The organism is Bradyrhizobium altum (genome assembly GCF_020889705.1).
Taxonomy (GTDB): domain Bacteria; phylum Pseudomonadota; class Alphaproteobacteria; order Rhizobiales; family Xanthobacteraceae; genus Bradyrhizobium; species Bradyrhizobium altum.
Map to the genome: position 1 here is coordinate 1 of NZ_JACMYP010000489.1, position 2811 is coordinate 2811.

Annotated in this window: 2 protein-coding genes; both read left to right on the forward strand. The window is 67.3% G+C overall.

Features of this window, described 5'->3' with window-relative positions:
• On the forward strand, nucleotides 1-332 hold a 332-nt coding region (locus H8B02_RS46690), incomplete at its 5' end, for a GNAT family N-acetyltransferase (RefSeq protein WP_229172432.1).
• Between the two features lie 165 nt (nucleotides 333-497).
• Entirely contained in the window at nucleotides 498-2558 is a 2061-nt protein-coding gene (locus H8B02_RS46695) for a DEAD/DEAH box helicase (protein ID WP_229172433.1), read from the forward strand.
• Nucleotides 2559-2811: the final 253 nt, after the last annotated feature.

Here is a 2811-nt window from a genome sequence, read left to right on the forward strand (position 1 = left end):
TCGCGGTGGCCGAGGAGGCGCGGTGTCTCGGCATTGGCGCCGCGCTGATGCGGCAGGCCTTGCAGCGGGCGCAGCGGCTCGGCCACCGCGCTGTCATCCTGGTCGGCGATGCAGCCTATTATGACCGCTTCGGCTTCTCGGCGGCGCAGACCGGCGCGTTCCGCATGCCCGGCCCGTATCAGCGCGATCGCCTTTTGGCCTGCGAACTCGTGCCGGGCGCGTTGCGCGCGGCGGGCGGCCTGATTGCCGCAGCCAGCCGGCCGCCATCGCGGTTGTCCGGATTGGTGGACAGGATCGCCGGCAGCCAGGCCCCGCTCGGACAGCCGGCCTGATCCGGCACCTTTTCCGGCTTGGGGGGCCTTGGGGGCATGGCGGTTTGGTTGTTCTTGGCGTAAAGCAGCCCAAATCGTCATGCGGCTGTGCCGCCTGCCGGGTACGCAGCCTCAGGTCGTCCTGATCGACGTTCTGCACCCGGATCAATCAAGGTTTCCCATCCCGTGCCCTTTCCGACCACAAGTTCGCCGCTCGCCCGCGCCTTGGCTGAGCGCAACTACGATCAGCCGACCCCTGTCCAGCTCGCGGTGCTCGCGGACGAAGCCGCTGACCGTGATCTTCTCGTTTCGGCCCAAACCGGCTCGGGCAAGACCGTTGCCTACGGATTGGCCATGGCAAAGGACCTCCTCGACGGCGCCGAGCGGTTCGAGCCGGCCGCCGCACCGCTGGCGCTGATCGTCGCGCCGACGCGGGAGCTCGCCTTGCAGGTTCAGCGCGAGCTCGCCTGGCTCTATGAGCATGCGGACGGTCGCGTCGTCTCCTGCGTCGGTGGCATGGACCCGCGCCGCGAGCAGCGCGAGCTTGCCGCAGGCGCCCACATCGTGGTCGGCACGCCCGGCCGGTTGTGCGACCATTTGCGGCGGGGCCGTCTCGACATTTCGGGATTGCGGGTCGTCGTTCTCGACGAGGCCGATGAGATGCTCAATCTCGGCTTCCGCGAGGACATGGAATTCATTCTTGAGACCACGCCGGACACCCGCCGCACTTTGCTGTTTTCGGCGACGTTTCCGCGCGGCATCGTCGCGCTGGCCAAGCAGTATCAGCAACAGGCGTTCCGGATCGAGGTCGCGGGCGACGAGGGCGGCCACGCCGATATCGAGTACCGCGCCATCCGGGTGGCTGCCGACGATGTCGAGCACGCGGTCGTCAACGTGCTGCGCTTCCATGAGGCGCCGAGCGCGCTGGTGTTTTGCAACACGCGAGAAGCCGTCAGGCATTTGCAGGCGGCGCTGCTGGAGCGCGGGTTCTCCGTGGCCTCGCTGTCAGGCGAAATGACCCAGAACGAGCGCACCCAGGCGCTGCAGGCGTTGCGCGACGGACGGTCCAGGGTCTGTGTCGCGACCGACGTGGCGGCGCGCGGCATCGACCTGCCGAGCCTCGACCTCGTCATTCATGCCGATCTGCCGAAAGACCCGGAGGTCATGCAACATCGCTCAGGCCGCACCGGCCGCGCCGGCCGCAAGGGTGTCAGCATCCTGCTGGTGCCGCCGGCACGGCGGCGGCGCGCCGAATTGCTGCTGGATCTCGCCGGCATCGATGTGGTCTGGGGTTCTGCGCCGCAGGCGGATGAGATCCGCAAGCTCGACCATGACCGCCTGCTGCAGGACGCGGTGTTCTCCGAGGAGGTGACCTCCGACGATCAGGTGCTCGCGCAAGCCTTGCTTGCCGAACGGTCGCCCGAGGCGATCGCCGCGGCGCTTGCGCGGTTTTATCGCGCGCGGCTGCCTGCGCCCGAAGACATTCTCGATTCCGGCGAGGGACGGGGCCGCGAGCGCGACGATCGCCGCGGCGAGCGCACCTCGCGCCGCGAGGATCGTCCCGCCGGGACGCGATCGAAGACCGGCAAGGCCTCCCCGCGTCACGGCATGGAGGAGGCCACCGTCTGGTTCCGCGCCTCTATCGGACGCAAAAAGAATGCGGAAGCCCGCTGGCTGTTGCCGATGATCTGTCGTCGCGGCGGCATCGACAAGCACGACATCGGCGCCATCAAGATCATGGATACGACCACCGAGTTCGAGATCGCCGCGCGGGCCGCGGATTCTTTCGCCGTCAAGATCAAGCGTCCGGACAAGGAAGACACGATCCGCATCGAGCCGCTGGCGGACGCTCCGCAGCGGCAGGCACCCTCGGACAAGCCGGCACGCAAGACCAGGCACGATCCTTGGCGCGACAAGGATGACGGGGGGCATAGCGCGCCGCGCCGCGACGAGCCGCGTGACGACGCGGCCGCAAAACGACGCGGCAAGCCGGACCGCGAGGCGAGAGCGTTTTCGAGCGAAGGCGCGAGCCGTTCGCGTGAAGACTACGCGCCAAGGCAGGAACCGAGATCTGCGTTCCGGTTCGACCGGGACGGCAAAGGCGCGAAGCCGAAATCTGGCGATGAGCCAAGGTTCGGAAAGAAAAAGCAGCATCGGAACAAACCCGGCCAGGCTGGACACTGGCCAGACGTGTCGGCGGCGAAACCGAAGTTCGGCAAGAAGCCGAAGAAGAAGCACCGCGGGTGAGTTGTCGCCAGCGGCGGCGCTGCGCTTAGATCCGCATTCCGCGACGAGCCATGTCGCGAGAATGCAAAATTGCGTTCCCACCAACACCTGTCATCGCCCGGCTGACCGGGCGATCCAGTACGCCGCGGCTTCTCGGCTCAAGCGCCGGCGACGCTGGAATACTGGATCACCCGCATGCGCGGGTGATGACACCGAACATGCTCTTTGACAGTTCAATCCCGACTTAACCCGTCATCCCCGCGCAAAGGCAAGC